The sequence below is a fragment of the Streptomyces sp. NPDC043896 genome (genome assembly GCF_056435605.1).
The window spans coordinates 78920-95953 of sequence record NZ_JBWKEE010000015.1 but is presented as its reverse complement, the minus strand read 5'-3'; the positions used below and the strand labels follow the sequence as shown (position 1 = coordinate 95953).

Genomic DNA, 17034 nt, shown 5'->3' with positions numbered 1-17034 from the left:
GCGGGCTCGCCGGCGAAACGCGTAAGCACATCCATCATGACAGGTCAGCGCCGTTTTCCGTAGGACGGAACGCACAGTTCGTGAGGCTTGTCCGATCCGTTCCCCTCCTCTCAGAATCTCCTTCGTACGTCATCCGGAGACAGGGGGAATGGTGACGATCGATCACGACGCGGTGCTTCGCGCCCGCGTGCTGCTGCTGGGGTCCGGCCGGCCGAGCCGGGCCGAACTGGTCGACGCGTACCGGGTTCTGGCCGAGGTGAGTCCGAAGGCGTACGTGCCGAAGCTCGTCGACGCCCTGCTCTCGCTGCGCCACGAGAGCCGGGATCCGAAGGTGGGCGCCGCGCTGGCCGCCGAGGCTTCCCGGTCCGCCCGTGGGATCGAGCCGGGGGCGCCGAACCGGGCGGAGTGGCTGCGCAGGGCCCTGGACGCCTACCAGGCCTCCTTGATCGGCCTCGGGCGCAGGGAGGAAGGACGCGCGATCTGTGAAGAACTGGCCGGGGCCGGCCGGAGCCAGCCCCTGTCGATCGTTCTCGCAGAGGAGGGGCGCTTCAAGGAAGCCGCGGAGCTCGACGAAGAGAACACCCGCAACGGCATCCCGGAACACTCCTTCTGGAACATGGTGCAGTGGGCAGCGAACCTTGAGGGCGCCGGACTGCACGACGCCGCGGCGGCCGTCTTCCGCGAGCTCCTGGAGGAAACCCGGCGCGAGGCGGCCGAACAGCGCACCGCCCTGGCGATCCTCACCTGGGAGCTGGTCCACTTCTCCCGGATGCGGGAGTCCGCCGGGGACGGGAAGGAGGCCGCAGACGCCCGGCAGGAGGCCCTGAGCATCCTGGAGGAGCTCGCGGCCACGGGCGAGCCGAAGAACTGGAGTTGCATCCTCGGGTGGTGGAGGACGCTCTTCGTCCTGTCGGGGCGGGCAGCCGAACCCGCCGCGAGCCCCGAGTCCCCGATGCCGCCCTTCGGCACGGCGCTCGGATGGTCGGGCGACGTGCGTGACCGGTTCCTCGGCATGCTGCCGGGCCTCGAAGCGGAGGCGGCGGGACTGCGCGAGGCCGGCCGGCTGCCCGAACTGGCCGACGTCCAACGCCGGATCGGCATCCGCGCGGCCGTCAGCGAAGGCGATAACCCCTACCTGTTCGAGGAGCGGTTCACGCCGTCCTTCGACGAGGGCGTGACGCTGGCCCGCCGTCTGCCCGACGACCCCGCCCGCCTCGCCCGCGCCCTCACCGACCGGTCGATGTTCCTCGTCGCGGCACGATCCTTCGAACCCGCGCACGCCGACTTCGCCGAAGCGGTCGCCCTGCTCCGCGATCGCTGATCGCGCGGCCCCGCCGCGGCGTTCCGGCGGCGGCCCCGGAGCGGCCCGCGCCCCGCCCGCCAGGCCCCGCGTGGGCCGTCGAGCGGGGCGCGGCCCGGCCTGCGGCGCACGCCCCGGACGGGGCCGGATCCCTCCTAGGAGGTGGCGGAGAGCACGAAGCCGGTGTATCCGCTCCGGGCCGAGGCGTCGCACTCCGCCCGGTACCGGTCCAGGCCACCGGTGTAGGCCAGGAACCCCCGCGGTTTTCCGGGTACGTTCGCTCCCGTGTACCAGGAGGCCACGGCCGGGTAGAGCGTCCTGGACGCGAGCTCCGCCGCGTGGGCCGTCCACGCCGCCTCGGCCGCCGGATCGGCGTCGATCTCCGTCAGGCCGTTCCGCCTCAGATGGGCGATGCAGTCGGTGATCCACTCCACTTGCTGTTCCAGGGACACCGCGATGTTGGAGAGCACGGACGGGCTGAGGGGGCCGACGACGGTGAAGAGGTTGGGGAAGCCGGACGAGACGAGCCCCAGGTGGTTCCGCGGGCCGTCCGCCCACTTCTCCTGTAGCGTCACGCCGCCCTTGCCGACGATGTCGATGGCGAGTTGCGACCCGGTCAGGGCGTCGAACCCGGTGGCGAAGACGATCACGTCGAAGGCGTGTTCCCCGTCCGTGGTCCGGATGCCGCGGGGGGTGAGCGTTTCGATCGGGGTGGCGCGCAGGTCGACCAGCGTCACGTGCGGCCGGTTGTAGGTGGCGTAGTAACCGGTATCCAGGCAGGGGCGCTTGGTCGCGAACGGGAACGTGCGCGGCGAGAGCAGCTCGGCCGTAGCCGGATCGGTGACGATCGACCGGATCTTGGACCGGACGAACTCGGCCACGGTCTCATTGGCCTTCTCGTCGGTCAGGATGTCGGTGTACGTACGGAGCAGCCCGCTCAGCAGCCCCGAGTTCCAGCCGGCCTCGTAGGCGGCCGTGCGTTCCGCCTCGTCCACCTCCAGGGCCGACCGGGTCGGCGGCTCGACGACGGTCCCGCCCCGGGACAGGCGCTGAGCTTTCCGGAACTCCGGGTACCGGGACTTGAGGTCGGCGATCTCCGTGCTCCGCAGCGGGCGGTTGTGCGCCGGCAGCGCGTAGGCGGGGGTGCGCTGGAAGACGGTGAGCGCGGCGGCTTCCTCGGCGATGACGGGGATGGCCTGGACGCCGGAGCATCCGGTTCCGATGACGGCGACCCGCCGGCCGGCGAAGGAGACCTCCGTGCGCGGCCAGCGGGCGGTGTGGTGGATGGTGCCCGTGAAGTCGTCCGCTCCGGGGATTCCGGGATCCTTGGGCGCGGACATGCATCCGGAGGCCAGGACGACGAACCGGGCGGTGACGGTCCGTCCGGTGTCCGTGGAGACGCGCCAGGTGTGGCTGTCCTCGTCGTAGGCGGCGCGGGTGACGCGGGTGCCGAGACTGACGTGCCGGCGCAGGTCGAAACGGTCGGCGACGTGATGGACGTAGCGCAGGATCTCCGGCTGGGAGGCGTAGCGTTCGCTCCATTCCCACTCCTGGTCCAGTTCCGGGGAGAAGGAGTAGGAGTAGGACATGCTTTCGACGTCGCAGCGGGCGCCGGGGTACCGGTTCCAGTACCAGGTTCCGCCTATGTCGTCACCGGCTTCGAAGACCACCGCCGTCAAGCCGAGTTCGCGCAGCCGGTGGAGCTGGTAGAGGCCGGACAGTCCGGCCCCGACGACGACGGCGTCGACGGGGCGGGCGGAGGAACGCTCGGTGCTGGTGTCCATGGTTTCCCTTCGGTTCATCGGATCGCCGGTCTGGTGGGTGTGCCGTACACCAGAACCGCCGGGTCTCTGTGACGGTTTCGGCCCACTTCCTGCCGCTTACCCGCCAACTCTTGGTTTCCCGTTGACCGTTCTTTGCCCTGCCTTTTATCTTCGAGAGGCGGAGCAAAGCAGCACAGAAGCCGCATCTTTCAACATATCAGGAGGTATACCAATGGAGCAGCTCATCCGTACGATGACCCAGGACGACGTCTGGCGCCGCTGGGTCGAGGTCAACTCCGCGCAGGGCGCGAAGGACGGCTGCATCAGCGCCTCGCCGAAGGAAGGCTGCATCAGCATGGCCGGCAAGAGCGGCTGTATCTCCTGACGCGCCTGCCGACGCATCCGATCACGCCTGGCCACCCGAGGTGACGGGCCGTCGGGCCGGAGCGGTGCGGCGGACCACGGTCTGCGCCCGCCCGGCCCGGCGCTCCACACCCCGGGGACCCGCACGCCCCCGCACGCCCCGTACGCCCCACGACCGAAAGTGGCCATGGACGGCACAACCGCCCCGACCGGAATCCCGCACTCGGAGGGCCTGCCGGTCTCCGACGTCATCGACTGCGTCCGGGACATCCCGGTCTACCGCCCGGCTCTCGACCAGGGCGCCTTCCCCATCCTCGAGAAGCCCGAAATCGCCCGGGACTTCCCGGAGAACTGGATGACCCCGCGCCTTTCCGCCGCCCTGGAGGCCGGCGAAGCCGAGTACGTCTGGTCGACCGGAACCCACCACGCCCGGATGCGGCTCATCCGGCCCCCGTACTTCCTGCTGCGCTCCTACTACCGGCTGTGGAGCGAGCATCCGGACCTGGCGAGGACCTGGGAGAGCGGCTGCCGACGGGTCTCGCTGACCACCGTGCTCGCCACCGAGCACGTGGCGCGCGTCAACGCCCGCCGCAAGGGCACCGAACCGGCCGCCTCGCCGACACTGGAGGACCGCCGGCTCGACGAGCGCACCCTGTACCTCAACACGCGCCTCGACCCCGCGCACTGGGACCGGGCCGACGTCGAGCGGATGCTCGCCGAGATCCGCGAGGTCTGCTCCGCGCATCCCGACGGCGCCTACCACCTGGACTGCTCGGGGTACCACCTCGCCCACCTGGTGCACCGCGCAGCGGAGTTCGGCCTCTCGGCCCCGCAGGACTTCCCGCCGCCGGCCAGCATCGTCACCGCGTACGAGTACACCCCGGCCAACGTCCGCCGGTACCTCACCCAGCGGTTCGGCGTACCGGTGATCGACCTCTTCGGCAGCACCGAACTGGGCTACCTCTACTACAGCGACCGGCACGGCCGCTACCACCCCTACCTGGACCGGATGGGCATCGAGCTCGTCCCGGTGGCCCCCGGGAGCGGGATCCACAGCCTGATCGTCACCAGCATCCGCAACCCGTACATGCCGCTCGTGCGCTACCGCTCCGGCGACTGCGTCCGCACGTCGGACGGCAGCACCGACCCGGGGAAGGTGGTGGCCTTCTGCGGCCGCGAGAAGGAACTGCTGGAGACCCCGAACGGCCCCGTCGCCCAAGCCGACCTCGACGACCGCGTGGCGGCCGCCGCACCGCAGGTCTTCCTCTACCGCCTCGAAACGGACGGTGACGGCCCCGGCTCCGCGGCGCGTCTGCGCTACACCACCTTCGACGGGAACCCGCTGCCCGCCGCAACGGCCACCGCGCTCGCCGCCGGACTGACCGCCCTCACCGGACGCCCCTGCACCACCGGGCACACCACCCACCTGCCGATCGGCGCGTCGGGCAAGTACGCCTGGCTGACGGCCGCCACCGGCCCGGACCTGCCGGCCGGAGACCCCCGAGGAGGGACCGCATGAGCCCCCGTGTGACGCCCGAAGCCCTGCGCGCGCTGCTCGGCGAGCGGCTCCACGAGGAGGCGGTGCGGTACGCGGAACGCCACAACGGCGCCGCGCGGCCGTACGCCGAACGCCAAGTCCTGGAGTGCCTGCGCTACCTCTACCTGGTCTCGGCCCACCCCGACCGGCTCGGCGGGCTCTTCCTGCCCGTCGAGCAGGAGATCGACGAGATCTGGCACTACCTCATCCTCCAGACCCGCGAGTACCGCACGCTGTGCGAGGAACGCCTCCCCGGAGGCTTCTTCGTCCACCACCGCAGCATCGGCTACGAGGAGTACCAGGCCGAGCCCGGGCGCGAGCAGGCGGTCGAGGAGGCACTGCGCTGGATCCCGCTGTACTGCGCGGAGTTCGGCCCCATGGACGAGGGGATCCTGCCGCACTGGACGATCGTCCGCTTCCTGCACGAGGGCCTGCGGCTGCCCCTCGCCGAGATCTCCGCACTCGAATGGACCCCGGAGCCCGCCCCCTCCGCCCCCTGACGCGGCGGCGAGCGGCCCCCGGAACCCCGGGGGCCGGTCCGCACCCGCGCGTGCCCGTCCGTCAGGGGCGGTGCCCGGCCACCGACCGGCGGGCGACGGGGAAGTCGAAGTAGGTGTCCGGGAAGAGCTCGGGCTTGTGCGTGAAGTGCCACCATTCCTCGGGCAGGTTGACGAACCCCTCCGCGGCCAGCGTCGTCTTCAGCAGCCGGCGGTGGGCGCGCTGTGCCCCCTGGACCCGCGGGTCTTCGGTGTGCGAGAGGGTGTCGAAGCAGTCGAAACCCGTGCCCATGTCCACGGAGTTGTCCGGATAACGCTCCGCCTGCGGGGCGTAGCAGGGCACGGACTCCTGCCCCGGCTTCGGCCGGGGGGCCGGGAGGGCCGGCAGCGGGACGATCGTGACGTCCAGGGTGCTGCCACGGCTGTGCCCGGACTTCTCGGCGATGTAGCCGTCCTCGAACAGGCGGGACTTGTCCACCCGCGGATAGAACTCCGCCTTCGCCCTCTCGTCGGACAGGTCTTTCGCCCACCGTACGAAGTGGTCGACCGCCCGCTGCGGCCGGTAGCAGTCGTACACCTTGAGCGAGTACCCCTGCGGCAGGAGCCGCGTCTGCGCCCGGTGCAGGGCTTCGGCCGCCGGCCGGGTCAGGATGCAGACCGGCTGCCGGTAGCCGTCGATCGGCTCGCCGATGAAGTTGTGCGCCGACACGTAGCGCATGTCCTGGATGATCGTGGGGTCGACGGAGCTCAGCGGGACGAACTCCCGCGGTGCCTTGGGCTCCGGCGTCCGGGCCACGGCGCCGGCACTGACGGTCGAGCCCGTGGCGAACACCGCCGCGGCTCCCACGGCGACGGCGAGCCGCGCCGTCAACGACATGGTCATCGAGTTCTCCCCTGAGCCTGGGCCTGGGCCCGGCCCTGAGCCTGAACCTGGGCCGGTCTGTCCGTCCGTACGTCTGTCCGCGACCTTCGGTCTACCCCTCTGCCCGCCCGTTCCCACACGCGGCTCCGCCCGGAGGTGAGGCGGGAGCCCGTCGCCTCCGGCGCGTCACAGCTCGTCGAGCCGGAGGAGGGCGAGCGCCCGGCGGGTGAGCGTCAGGAGGTCATCGGGCTGTTCCCCGGTGGCCCAGTGCTCGACGGCCGCCGTGAACGCGTCGAGCACGGCGCCCGCCAGCAGGCGTGCCTCCAGGCTCTCGGCAGGCCTTCCCGTCCGCTCGGCGAGTACCGGCTGCAACCGGTCCCGCATCTCCTGTACGGCCGTCAGCCAGCGCGAGCGGAGTGCCGGGATGTCGCGCATGAGCCGGACGAGGGCCCGTCCGGGCTCCTCGTCCGAGAGCCGCCGTTCGGACATCGGCGTCACGAACACCCGTTCCACGGCGGCGATCAGCGGCTCGTCTGCCGGCTGGGCCGCCAGGGCGTCGACCAACTGGCCGATGCCGGACGTGACGAGGGGGGTGAGCGCGTCCTCCTTCGAGGTGCAGTAGCGGTAGTAGGTGCGCAGCGAGATGCCGGCCGCGGCGGTGATGTCCTCGACCGTCGTCGCCTCGTACCCGCGCTCGGCGAAGAGCGCCGCCGCGGTTTCCGCGATCTCGACGCGGGTCGCCTGCCGCCGTCGCTCGGTCAGGGGCGGCCGGCCCCGTTCCACCGCCATCGCGTGATCCCCCGTCCTGTCCCGTGCGCGTCCGTCCGTCAGGGTCATGGTGCCCGGTCGGGTGGCAGGCAGGCGACTTCCGGCATGAACCAGCAGTTTGGCACGACGTGCCAAAAAATGTATGGTCGAGCCATCGCAGGTCACAAGCGAGCGATATGAGTCGATATGAGTCAAGGAGTGCCCATGTCCCGTGTCCGCCCCCGCACGTACCTCGTCACCGGTGCCGCCTCCGGCATCGGCGAAGCAGTAGCCACCCGCCTCCGAACCCAGGGCCACACCGTCCTCGGCGCCGATCTCGCCGGCTCGGACATAGACGCCGACCTGTCCACGCCCGAGGGCCGCGCGCTGCTCGTGGACCGCGCCCGGGAGCTGACCGGCGGCCGCCTCGACGCCGTGATCGCCTCCGCCGGCGTCCACCTCTTCGGCCCGCAGACCGTCCGGGTCAACTACTTCGGCGCGGTGGCCGCCCTGGAGGGGCTGCGCCCCCTGCTCGCCGCCGGCACCGACCCGCGGGCCGTCGTCATCTCGTCCGTCACCGCGATCTACCCCCACGACCCGGCCATCACCGACGCGGCCCTTGCCGACGACGAGCCCGCCGCGACCGCCGCCGCGGAAGCCGCCGCGGACCGCGGCGAAGGCCACCTCATCTACGGTTCGTCCAAGAACGCCCTCGCCCGCTGGGTCCGCCGCACCGCCGCCACCGGGGCGTGGGCGGGCGCCGGCATCCCGCTCAACGCCATCGCACCCGGCACGGTCATCACCCCCATGACCGCACCCATGCTCGCGGCCCCCGGCATACGCGAGGTCATGGACTCGGCCATCCCCATGCCCCTCCACGGGCACGCCGCCGCCGAAGAGATCGCCCCGCTCCTCGACTTCCTGACCTCACCCGAGAACACCCACGTCACCGGCCAGGTCGTCTTCGTCGACGGCGGAGCCGACGCGGCCGTGCGGGGCGAGGGGGCGTGGTGACCCGCACGCTCCTGCGCACCGTCGTCGTGGACGCCGAACCAGGCGAGGTCTGGCGGGTCATCGGAGACTTCGGCGCCTTCCCCGACTGGCACCCCCTCCTCCTGCCCTCCGCCATCGAGAACGGCGCCGATCCCGAAACCCCCGGAGCGGTACGAGCCTTCACCTACGAGGGCCAGGTCGTCCTCCGGGAGCGGCTCCTCGCCAAAGATCCGGCGGCCCGTGCGTACCGCTACTCCGTCGAGGCCCCCGTCTTCCCCATCAGCGGCTACGAGGCGACGCTCTCCGTCCACCCCCACGAGGAGGGTGCGGAGGTCCGCTGGCGGGGTACGTACGAGGCGGAGTCCCCCGAGGCCGTCGCCCAGGTCGAGAAGCTCTTCGGCGACGGCGCGTACGCGACGGGTCTGGCGGCCCTGAGAGAACGGTTCGCGCGGTAGCCGGGCGGTCCCGGGCGGAAGGCGGGCCGGCGGACCGGTGTCCGCATGCCGGTCCCGGTATACGCCGGCGCGCCGGCCTCGTCATCATGGGCCCATGACGCACAGCGACGAGAAGTACACCGACTCTCCGGCCATAGCCCTGCTCAAGGAGGTGGGAGCGGAGACGACCAAGCACTCCGGCGGCACGCTCATGACCCACTTGCTGCGGGTCGAGGAGCTGCTCGCCGCGTGGGGCGCGCGGCCCGCGCTGCGGACCGCGGCGCTGTGCCACGCCTTCTACGGCACCGACGGGCTGCCGCTGGTGCTCCTGGAGCTGTCCGAGCGCGACCGCCTCGCCGGGGCGATCGGCACGGAGGCGGAGGAGCTCGTGTACTTCTACGCCAGCTGCGACCGCAAGGCCTCCTACCCCAGCCTCGCCGCGCCCGACGGGGCGGCGGTGACCTTCCGGGACCGCTTCACCGGTGAGGTGTTCACGCCCACCCTCCAGCAGCGTCGCGACTTCGCCGAGCTCACGGTGGCCAACGAGCTGGACCTGGCCAAGGTGAACGAGTCCTTCCGCGAACGCAACGGGGCGGACCTGCTCGCGCTGTTCACGCGCTGGGCGCCCCTCCTGTCGGAGGCGACCCGCCGCGAGGTGACCGCGGTCCTCGGCTGAACCGGTCCCGGCGTCGACGGCGGGGGAGGGATGCTGCCGGGCGCCCTGCCGACGGCGGCCCCCCCGGGGGGCGGCGCGGCCCGGCGTGGGCGTCTGCTGAGGGGGAGGAGACGCCCACGGCCGGGCCCGGCGGCCGGAAGGCCGCTCACCTGCCCGGCCGCTCTTTCAGGGTAAGCCCGCCATCCGGTGTCGAGTCCTCCGGTGCTTTTCGATCAGCCGGCGCGCCGGAAGGCCCGGGTCCGGCGGGCCGTGCGGGTGTGCGCCCGTCGCGCGGATGCTCAGGGGCGGGTGAGGACGTACTGGTAGGCGACCCCGCGGAAGGTGAGACCGCCGGTCAGCGTGGTGACCCGGGTCGTGGCTCCGGTACATCCCGCCGTGGCGACCGTCGGGCCCCACGGGGTCTCGAACCGGATCCGGCTCCTGCCGGAACGGTCTTCCAGCAGACTCGGGGCGGAGGTCACGGCCGGGTCCGAGAGGGCCGGGTGGGAGAACTCCGTGCGGACGAGGCCGTTGGGTACCACCCCTGCGAAAGCCTGCGGAGTGAGGGCCATGGCGATGGGAGACGCGCCTCCGGCCACGGTCAGCGTGCCGGCGAAAGCCGTGTCGGCAGTGCCCTCGGCCGTGGCGAGGTAGTCCGTGCGCAGGGCGGAACCGCAGCGGCCGGAGACGCTCGCGCCCCCGGACTCGTGAGGCACGGCCTGCGCGGAGGGAACCGCGAGCAGGACGGCCGTGGCCGTCAGGACGCCGAAGGCGAGACCACGCGTGGTGTGATTCATGTTCCGCCAACGATCCGAGGCCCTGATCGTTTTGGTCCGTGCGTGCGAGGTCTGCGGAATCCCCCCGGCCGGCGCCGGAAGGCCGCGCCGGCCCGGCCGCCGTATCGTCGGGGCGGCAGAGGACTTCGCGGGGATGACGAAACGAGGCGGATGCCATGAGCGTGCTTCAGATCGCACTGCAGGAGGGCTTCCGGGGCGAACACGTCGTGGTCGCGGTCGACGCAGCCGTCGTCCTCGACGAACCGTCGCTGCACACCAGAACGCAGGCCGGCCTGGCCCGCTCCATCGAGGTCCCGGTACGGGACGGCACGGTCAGGGTCGAGGTCTCGGTCCAGGGAGGGCCGCACGAGAGCCTGGAGGTCGACACCACCGTCACCAAGGCGGTCCTGGCAGACCTTGACGCGGACGGAGCCCTCACCCTCCGCGCGAGCGCGGACATGCCCCGGTACATGTGACCGGCGACTCCTCCGGCAGGTTCGCCCCGCCGACGGGGCGCCCTGCCGACGGCTCGATCGGACGCGGCCGGATTGCGCCCCGGGGTGGTTGCACTTCCACTTGAAGGGTCAGGCCCGCCGACGCAGGGGTGTGGGCTCGGCCGCACGAACAGACGGACGAAAGCGCCTGCTCCGGCGCCGGTCCGCGGGCCGTCCCCACCTCGCCAGGGCTCGTCGCCACACTTCTTTCGGCCCCGCCCTGCGGGCGACGACGGCAGTTCGACGACAGGCCCTGGGGCTGCCCGCCCGCCGCGGCGCCCTGCGCGGGACGTGGCCCGGGCACGACGTGACGACAGACCACACGTCCACAGACCACACGTCCGCCGAACAACACGCCCGCAGACCGCGCGGCACGCGCCACGCGCTCCGGAGCGCCCGGACACCCCCACCCCTTCCGCTGCACCACCACGCCCGGGCGACGGAGCCCGGCTGAGGAGAGGCCGGCATGACCACGCAGAAGCAGCACTCGCAGAGCGGGCTCGACGAGCTCGTCCGCGCCGTCGTCGACGAGATCTCCCGCCGGGCCGGTGACGGCCGGGCCCGCACCGCCTCGGCCTCGGGCCCGTACGCCGAGGCCGCGGCCCAGAGCGGCTGGGACACGGCGGCAGGCGCCCAGCCGGAAGCGGCGGCCTCGGGCCTCCTGGTCCAGCGCAGCGGCGTGTACGTCCGCACCGACCTGCCCCTCCCCACTCCCGACCAGGACGGCGCGCAGGGCGTGCAGGGCGCACCGACGACGCCCGGGACGGGGATGCCCGACGTACGGCCGAACGCCGCGGCGACGACGCAGGCGGCCACCCTTCCCGACGAGACGGCGATCACGTACCAGCAGCCCCCGACGGGCCGGCCGGCGGCCGAGACGCTCGCGCCCGGCACCGCCCTCGACCTGTTCGAGGAACTCCGTGTCGACGTGGACGGGGCAGCCCCCACGATGACCGTCTCGGGCCGCGTCTGGCGGCTCCTCACCGGCGGTCTCACCTGGATCGCCAAGGTGACCAAGCAGCCGGACGGCTCGTACGCCGGCCCGATCGGCTATCGCGACGGCAACGAGTCCCTGCGCCCCGCCACCTCGGTCCGCGTACAGCTCACCGGCCGCCCGCCGCTGCAGCCGCTCTCGGCCCGGGTGACCTTCAGCAGCCCGGGCGCGGCCGACCTGGTCCTCGGCTACGCCTTCGCACGGTCGGCGTTCCGTGAGGTCGGGATCGAGTTCGACCGCGTCGAGGGCGCCGAGCAGACGGACGCCTACGCGCTGCACGACCATCCGGTGCGGCCCCTCGGCCTCCCCGACATCACCCTCACCGTGGAGGACGCCTTCACCCGGCAGGGAATCAAGGTCAGCCGCACCCGCGGCAGCAACGTGATCCCCCGCTCGGCGTCCGTCAACGACAAGTGGTCCGACATCGAGATGCACGACGCGATGCAGCAGCACTGGTCCGAGTGGAAGCCCGGGCCCGGCGGGCAGGGCGTCGCCCAGTGGCAGGTGTGGACCCTGTTCGCCGGCGTGCACGACGAGGGCCGCAGCCTCGGCGGCATCATGTTCGACAGCATCGGCACCGCCCAGCGGCAAGGCTGCGCGATCTTCTCCGACTCGTTCATCTCCGAGCGGCCGCCGAACGACCCCGCCCCCGACGCGTTCGTCCGCCGGATGCGCTTCTGGACTGCCGTGCACGAACTCGGGCACTGCTTCAACCTCGCACACTCCTGGCAGAAGTCGCTCGGAGCCCCGTGGCTGCCCCTCGTCAACGAGCCCGGTGCCCGGAGCTTCATGAACTACCCCTTCCGGGTGCCCGGCGGACCCCAGGCCTTCTTCTCCGACTTCCCGTACTTCTTCTCGGAGAACGAGCTGCGCTTCCTGCGGCACGCACCCGAGCGGTTCGTGGAGATGGGCAACATCCCCTGGTTCGACCACCACGGCTTCGAGCGGGTGCGCCACTTCTCCGCCCCCGGCGCGCTGACGCTCTCGCTCCGCGTCAGCCGTGACCCCGACCACCAGGGCATGTACCGCTACGCCATGCTCGAACCGGTGATCGGAGAGCTGAAGCTCGCCAACACCTCGACGGACCCGGTGATGGTCGACCGCAACAAGCTGATGGGCGACGACCTCGGCATCGTCATCCAGCGCGACGGGGAGACCGAGGCCCGCATGCACCGCCCGTACGTGAAGTACTGCATGCGCCCCGAACCCGTGGTGCTCCAGCCCGGCGAGGCACTCTACGGGCAGATCGTGCTGAGCGCCGGACTCGGCGGCTGGCAGATCGCCGAGCCCGGCACCTACCGCGTGTACGCCGCGCTGCGCACGGCCGCCGGCGGTGCCGAGGCCGGGCAGGCCATGGCCGAACCGCTCATGCTCCGGGTCGAACGGCCGGCCAGCCGTGAGCAGGAGCGGCTGGCGGACGACGTCTTCACGGACACGGTGGGCCGCGTACTGGCGCTCGGCGGGAGCCGGGTGCTCCAGGGAGCCAACAACGTGCTGCGCGAGGTCGTGGACCGGATTCCCGACGAGGCCGTCGCCAAGCACGCCGCCGCGTGCCTGGCGCTGACGGACACCGTACCGGGCAAGATCATGCGGGGCGGTGCCGACGGGGCGGGCCCGCGCCTGGAACTCACCACGCCCGACACCGAGTCGGGGCGGCAGCGCGCCGATCAGGCGTACGGGGACCTGAACGCCGCGGCCGAGACGTTCGGCCACATCCGCCTGACGCGCAACATCGCACACCTCGCCCGCTCGCTCGACCAGCAGGGCGCGGGCGAGGGCGCCACCCGCCTGATGAACGGTCTCGCCCGCACCCTGGAGAGCCGCCGGGTCAAGCCGGCGGTGGTGAAGCGGGTCCGCAAGCTGGAACAGCAACTCGCGGACGGAGTCCGGTAACCTCCGGGGCGGGCACCCGATCGGCCCAGCAGGGCGGGGCCGCCGGCGGCGGTGATGGGACGCTGGGGGAGAGGAGGCGCGTGCGGTGGCTGTCATGGACTCGCTGGTGCTGTTCGCCCCCTTCTTCGTGCCCGTGATCAGCGGCCTGGTGGGCGGGGCCAGCCTCCTCATCCGGGACCGGCGCGAGGCGCGGAGCGCCGACCACCACTACCGGCGGCAGCTGGAGAAGGCACAGCTGGAGATCCAGTTCATCACCGGCTGGATCCAGGCGAGGGAGCAGGCGGGGACCGGCGCCCCCGACCCCGACCCGGACCCCGGCCGCTGGCTGGACGACTGCTACGCGTCGGTGCGCCGTGCCAAGACCGACACGGGGGCCCGCCACCGGACGGGTCCGGTGTCCCTGCGGCGCCTGCTCCTGCTGGGGGACCTGAGCGGCCACGCGAAGGGCATGCGGGTCGTGTACTGGGTCTCCCTGGCCCTGTTCAACGCGGCGCTCGCCTGGTGGGTGAACGCACTCGTCTCCGGCGTACCGGGCTTCATGCACGAGGAGGGCGTCGACGAGTCCGAGGAAATCGGCTCGTACCTGGTCGTGGCGTGCGTCCTCTTCGTCCTGTCGGCCGTTCTGTGGGTGTGGACGGTCCACCTGGGCGCGGCAGAACCGGAGCAGGTCTTCCGCAAGCGCATCGACTCGGACGCCTGGGCGGCGCAGGAGCGCGAGAGGCGGGAGGCCGCCGGGGCGAAGACGGGCCGCCGCGGGCGCGCAGGCTGATCGGCGCGGTCGTCCTCCGTATCGCGCCTCGTCGTCGGCCCACGGCAGGGATCACCGGCGGCGGCCCGTCTCTTCGTCCCGGCCGACGCCTACGTCCCCGGCACCACCCGCGCGGTGGACGGCGGCGCGGCGCCGGCGTGACGTGCCGCGTCGTGCCGGAAGGAGCGCCGGTAGGCGGCGGGCGTGGTGTGCACCAAGGCGTGGAAGCGCCGACGGAGGTTGGCGGCGGAGGAGAGTCCGGTCCTGGCCGCGATCGTCTCGACGGCCAGATCCGTCTCCTCCAGCAGGGCCCGGGCCGCCATGACACGCTGCCGCAACAGCCAGTTGCCGGGGCTCGTGCCGACCTGCTCGGCGAACCGCCGGGCGAGCGTGCGGGTGGAGACGGCCCCGAACGAGGCGAGGTCTTCGACGGTCAGCGGCTCGTGCAGACGCTCCGCGGCCCAGTCCAGTACGGGGGCCAGGGAGTCGGGGGTGCGGTCGGTGAGGGGGAGCGTGGCGTACTGCAACTGCCCGCCCTCGCGATGGGGCGGCATGACCATGTGCCGGGCGACCTGGGCCGCGTAGGCGGCGCCGTGGTCGGTGCGGATCAGGTGCAGGCACAGGTCGATGCCCGCGGCCGTGCCCGCGCTCGTGGCGACGTCGCCCAAGTCGACGTAGAGCACGTCCGGTTCGACCCGGACCCCGGGATACCGGGCGGCGAGTTCGTCGGCCATGCGCCAGTGGGTGGTGGCCCTGCGGCCCTCCAGCAGCCCGGCTTCGGCGAGGAGGAAGGCGGCTGAGCACAGGGCGACGATCCGGGCGCCGCGGCCGTGTGCCCGCCGTATCGCGTCGACGACCTGGGGCGGGGCGGCGGCGGTGCGCAGCACCCAGCCGGGGAGGAGCACGGTCTGGGCGTGTTCCAGGGCCGACAACCCTTGCGCGACCGCCATGTCGTAGCCGGCCAGCGTCGGCAGGGGGCCGGGCTGTTCCGCGCAGACCTCGAACGTGTAACGGGCGGGCAGGCCAGGGCGGTTCAGCCCGAAGGCCTCGGCGGCGCAGGCCAGCTCGAACGTGGATTGCGGTGGCAGGAGCAGGCACACCACGCGGTGAAGGCTCATGGCAGGAAAGTACCCTCCCACGTCAATCCGGACTCTGGGGCGGCGGCGGACCGGCCGCCAGCATGTTCCTCGTGAGCGTGCGACACCCCAGCCCCGCCACCCGTGCGGTGCGCGTCCGCTCCTCACTCCGGCCACGGCACGCCCGTACCCGCTCACCTGGCGAAGGGACCCTCTTCCATGTTCGGCACGCTCATGCTCATCGCCGTTCCCACCGTGCTGTTCAGACTGTGGGGTGCCTTCGGCCTCGGACGGTTCGCGACCTGGAGGGTGTCCGTCCTGCACGGCCTGGCGGTCATGCTGGTGTGCACAGCGACCGCGCACTTCGTTCCCTCCGCCTTCGGGCCCATGCCCGGCCACCACGACCTGGTCGCGATGGTCCCGCCGTTCGTGCCGTTCCCCCGCCTCGCGGTCTACGCGACGGGTGTCCTGGAACTCCTCGGTGCCGCCGGGCTCGTCCGGGAGGCCACCCGGCCGATGGCCGGCCTCGGCCTCGCCGTGCTGTTCGTCCTGATGCTCCCGGCCAACGTGCACGCGGCCGTCGCACATGTCCCGTTCCATGGCGAACCGGCGACCCCGCTGTGGTTCAGGGTTCCCGAGCAGGTGCTCTTCATCGCCGTCGCGCTGTGGGCCTGCGTCCCGGGGCCTGTCGCGGCGGCCCGCCGCCGGGCCGGCCGCCTTCAGGCGTAGCGCCACCGCGCTCAGCGAGCGGTCACGACGGCCACGCTGTCCGGTCCGTTCCCGGCGGGAACGCTGTCCACGACCAACACCGTGTCCGAGTGGAGGTCGGCGACGTAGACGAGGGCATCGGGCGCGAGCGCTGCCCGGCGGCCGGCGTTTCGGCGGCCGCGCCGGCCGGACGCCCCGATCCCGTCAGCGACGCGCTGCCACACAGAGCGCCACGGCGGCCCTCTGCTCCACGTACTGATTCCTCGTCATGGGGCCACGCCAGGGCTCCGGAACGGAAACCCGCGTGAGGCTCACGCCCGCGTACACCCGGCGGCCGTCCGGTCGTGAGCCCGCCGTCGCGCCCCACCCGGCAGCGCGGCCGGCCGGTACGCGTACGCCGGGTCCGCGCCGGGGAGGCGGAGGTGCCGGCCGCCCGGCCCCGGGTGCGGGCTGTGGGCGACGCCTTCGCCCGGCTCGCCGCCGGGAGGCCGCCGCGCAGGCGCGCGTCGTGCTCCGGGCGGCGGGCTGCGGCGACCGGCCGCACAATGGGCGGGAACGCTCGCTGCCGGCCGCCCGCACGGGGCACCCGCGGACACGCGGTCCAGGCCGGCCTGAGGAGGTCGAGCCCATGAAGCGCAACACGTACGTCTCCGCGGCGGCCACGGTCCTGCTCGCCTGCGGCCCGGCGGCCGCAGCCGTCGCGGCGCCCGCCGACGCGGTACGGACGGCTCCCGCGGCCGTCACCGCCCCCCTGGTCGACGTCACGGCGGAGGGGGCCGCCGCCGCGGCCCTCAAGGACTATCCCGGGGTGGTCGAGTCCCTCGACAGGGAGGGCAACGTCTGGCACGTGGACGTGATCACCAAGGACGGAAAGGGCCACGCCGAGCTGACGGTCGACGCGGCGACCGGCAAGGTGACCCGGGACAACGTCGACACCGACGAGGACGCGGGCGAGCACAAGGACCTGCTGGCCGCCAAGGTCACCGCGGAACAGGCACTCAAGGCCGCCGTCGCCGCCCACCCCGGCGAGGCGTGGAGCGTCGAGTGGGAATCCGACGACGACAACGGCAAGGCGGCGTCCTGGCACGTCGAGGTACGGGACTCCGGCGGCAAGACCTGGGACGGCTCCGTGGACGCCACGACCGGCAAGGTCACCGCCGAGACCGACTCCGACGGCGACAACGGCTGACCCGG

17 protein-coding genes are annotated in these 17034 nt (G+C 72.5%); 12 read left to right on the top strand and 5 right to left on the bottom strand.

Features of this window, described 5'->3' with window-relative positions; all coding sequences use genetic code 11:
• Window positions 1–148 precede the first annotated feature (148 nt).
• Entirely contained in the window at window positions 149–1321 is a 1173-nt protein-coding gene (locus AC069X_RS22505) for a hypothetical protein (protein ID WP_478730681.1), read from the top strand.
• Between the two features lie 134 nt (window positions 1322–1455).
• Here the strand turns inward: AC069X_RS22505 and AC069X_RS22500 are convergent, their stop codons facing one another.
• Window positions 1456–3084 (bottom strand): flavin-containing monooxygenase, encoded by a 1629-nt coding sequence (locus tag AC069X_RS22500; protein ID WP_478730679.1) that lies wholly within the window; start codon window positions 3082–3084, stop codon window positions 1456–1458.
• Window positions 3085–3295: 211 nt separating this feature from the next.
• On the opposite strand from AC069X_RS22500, the gene AC069X_RS22495 reads away from it, so the two are divergent.
• The 3 genes from AC069X_RS22495 to AC069X_RS22485 all read left to right on the top strand — a co-directional run bounded on the left by AC069X_RS22495 (window position 3296) and on the right by AC069X_RS22485 (window position 5463).
• Complete coding sequence (locus AC069X_RS22495; RefSeq protein ID WP_478730677.1) at window positions 3296–3448, top strand: hypothetical protein; 153 nt, start codon at window positions 3296–3298, stop codon at window positions 3446–3448.
• A gap of 165 nt (window positions 3449–3613) precedes the next feature.
• On the top strand, window positions 3614–4945 hold the full coding sequence (locus AC069X_RS22490; RefSeq protein ID WP_478730675.1) for a hypothetical protein: 1332 nt from the start codon (window positions 3614–3616) through the stop codon (window positions 4943–4945).
• Window positions 4942–5463 carry a glycine-rich domain-containing protein gene (locus AC069X_RS22485; RefSeq protein ID WP_478730673.1) on the top strand — a complete coding sequence of 174 codons (522 nt, stop codon included), beginning with the start codon at window positions 4942–4944 and terminating at the stop codon, window positions 5461–5463. The genes AC069X_RS22490 and AC069X_RS22485 overlap by 4 nt, the downstream gene beginning before the upstream one ends.
• 61 nt (window positions 5464–5524) lie before the next feature.
• On the opposite strand, the gene AC069X_RS22480 is transcribed toward AC069X_RS22485, so the two are convergent.
• Complete coding sequence (locus tag AC069X_RS22480; protein WP_478730671.1) at window positions 5525–6343, bottom strand: M15 family metallopeptidase; 819 nt, start codon at window positions 6341–6343, stop codon at window positions 5525–5527.
• A 165-nt stretch (window positions 6344–6508) separates the two neighbouring features.
• Window positions 6509–7111: a TetR/AcrR family transcriptional regulator gene (locus tag AC069X_RS22475; protein ID WP_478730669.1), complete on the bottom strand. Its 603-nt coding sequence runs from the start codon at window positions 7109–7111 to the stop codon at window positions 6509–6511.
• A gap of 183 nt (window positions 7112–7294) precedes the next feature.
• On the opposite strand from AC069X_RS22475, the gene AC069X_RS22470 reads away from it, so the two are divergent.
• From AC069X_RS22470 to AC069X_RS22460, 3 genes are all read left to right on the top strand, one after another.
• On the top strand, window positions 7295–8083 hold the full coding sequence (locus tag AC069X_RS22470; RefSeq protein WP_478730667.1) for an SDR family oxidoreductase: 789 nt from the start codon (window positions 7295–7297) through the stop codon (window positions 8081–8083).
• Window positions 8080–8517, top strand: coding sequence for an SRPBCC family protein (locus tag AC069X_RS22465; protein WP_478730665.1), 438 nt, complete (start codon window positions 8080–8082; stop codon window positions 8515–8517). The genes AC069X_RS22470 and AC069X_RS22465 overlap by 4 nt, the downstream gene beginning before the upstream one ends.
• 94 nt (window positions 8518–8611) lie before the next feature.
• The gene (locus AC069X_RS22460) at window positions 8612–9172 is read left to right on the top strand and encodes a DUF6817 domain-containing protein (protein ID WP_478730663.1); all 561 of its coding nucleotides are present in this window, start codon (window positions 8612–8614) and stop codon (window positions 9170–9172) included.
• 278 nt (window positions 9173–9450) lie between these two features.
• Here AC069X_RS22460 and AC069X_RS22455 read toward each other — a convergent pair whose 3' ends face one another.
• A complete protein-coding gene (locus AC069X_RS22455) occupies window positions 9451–9948 on the bottom strand; it encodes a hypothetical protein (RefSeq protein ID WP_478730661.1) in 498 nt (165 codons plus the stop codon).
• 155 nt (window positions 9949–10103) lie between these two features.
• On the opposite strand from AC069X_RS22455, the gene AC069X_RS22450 reads away from it, so the two are divergent.
• The 3 genes from AC069X_RS22450 to AC069X_RS22440 all read left to right on the top strand — a co-directional run bounded on the left by AC069X_RS22450 (window position 10104) and on the right by AC069X_RS22440 (window position 14077).
• Entirely contained in the window at window positions 10104–10403 is a 300-nt protein-coding gene (locus AC069X_RS22450) for a hypothetical protein (RefSeq protein ID WP_478730659.1), read from the top strand.
• Between the two features lie 484 nt (window positions 10404–10887).
• Window positions 10888–13308 (top strand): hypothetical protein, encoded by a 2421-nt coding sequence (locus tag AC069X_RS22445; RefSeq protein WP_478730657.1) that lies wholly within the window; start codon window positions 10888–10890, stop codon window positions 13306–13308.
• 85 nt (window positions 13309–13393) lie between these two features.
• Entirely contained in the window at window positions 13394–14077 is a 684-nt protein-coding gene (locus AC069X_RS22440) for a hypothetical protein (RefSeq protein ID WP_478730655.1), read from the top strand.
• Window positions 14078–14166: 89 nt separating this feature from the next.
• Here AC069X_RS22440 and AC069X_RS22435 read toward each other — a convergent pair whose 3' ends face one another.
• Complete coding sequence (locus AC069X_RS22435) at window positions 14167–15174, bottom strand: helix-turn-helix domain-containing protein (protein ID WP_478730653.1); 1008 nt, start codon at window positions 15172–15174, stop codon at window positions 14167–14169.
• A gap of 177 nt (window positions 15175–15351) precedes the next feature.
• Here AC069X_RS22435 and AC069X_RS22430 point away from each other — a divergent pair, with 177 nt between their 5' ends.
• Complete coding sequence (locus AC069X_RS22430) at window positions 15352–15861, top strand: DoxX family protein (protein ID WP_478730651.1); 510 nt, start codon at window positions 15352–15354, stop codon at window positions 15859–15861.
• Window positions 15862–16468: 607 nt separating this feature from the next.
• Window positions 16469–17029 (top strand): PepSY domain-containing protein, encoded by a 561-nt coding sequence (locus tag AC069X_RS22425; protein WP_478730649.1) that lies wholly within the window; start codon window positions 16469–16471, stop codon window positions 17027–17029.
• Window positions 17030–17034: the final 5 nt, after the last annotated feature.